Genomic DNA, 737 nt, shown 5'->3' on the forward strand with positions numbered 1-737 from the left:
CCTGAGCCAGCCGCGCTGCTGCGCCGTGAGAGTCTTGCTCTTGCCGCGGTGGATGACCTGGACCGACACCGCGTCGTCGACACCGCGATAGCCCAGGTCGACGATCGCCGCCTTGGGCTCGACGCCGACGTCTTGCAGCAGGTTGCGCGTCTGCTCGAGCTGCTCGGCCAGCGTGTGGCCGTCGTACGGGTTGCCGGGGAAGGTCCTGGCACCGACCACCAGTCCGTGTCTGTGCGTGACCGCCAGGCTGACCTTGACGCCGAACTCGAAGGGCTTGCGCGCTTTGCCCTTGCCGATGCACTCCACCTCGGGGGCGTGCAGGGCATACAGCTTGCCCTTGTCGTGCGGGCGTTGGCTGCGGATGCGCTCGGCGCGCTCGATCCACGGCAGCAGGCACTCGCGCGTAGCCTCGTCGAGTTGGCCGAGCTTGCGCTGCACCTGGCGCAGCACGCTGCCCAGGATCGTGCGCTGGCGCCGCAGCACCTTCTTCAGCCGCCGGAACTGCCGTGCGTGCGCGTAGCCGGCAGCGCGCCGCCGCAGCGTCTTGCCTTCGCGCTCGTGCGTGAGCTTCAACTTGATGCCCGCGCGCTTGGCCAGCCGGGCGACCTTGTCGCGTGCGACTTCCAGCAGCCGGCTGTCGGTGGGGTGCGCTGCGGCCTTCTCCTGCACGGTCGTGTCGACGATGACGCGCTCGAACTCGGTCTTCTTGACCGCACCCATCTCGACGGCTGCCTCGA

General features: G+C 69.2%; 1 protein-coding gene. It reads right to left on the reverse strand.

What is annotated here, in order from left to right:
• Positions 1 to 737: transposase (locus tag DRV96_RS17810; RefSeq protein WP_162911149.1), on the reverse strand; the 737-nt coding region annotated here is incomplete at both ends.

This window comes from Azohydromonas sediminis (assembly GCF_003574675.1).
GTDB classification, from domain to species: Bacteria; Pseudomonadota; Gammaproteobacteria; order Burkholderiales; family Burkholderiaceae_C; genus Calidifontimicrobium; species Calidifontimicrobium sediminis.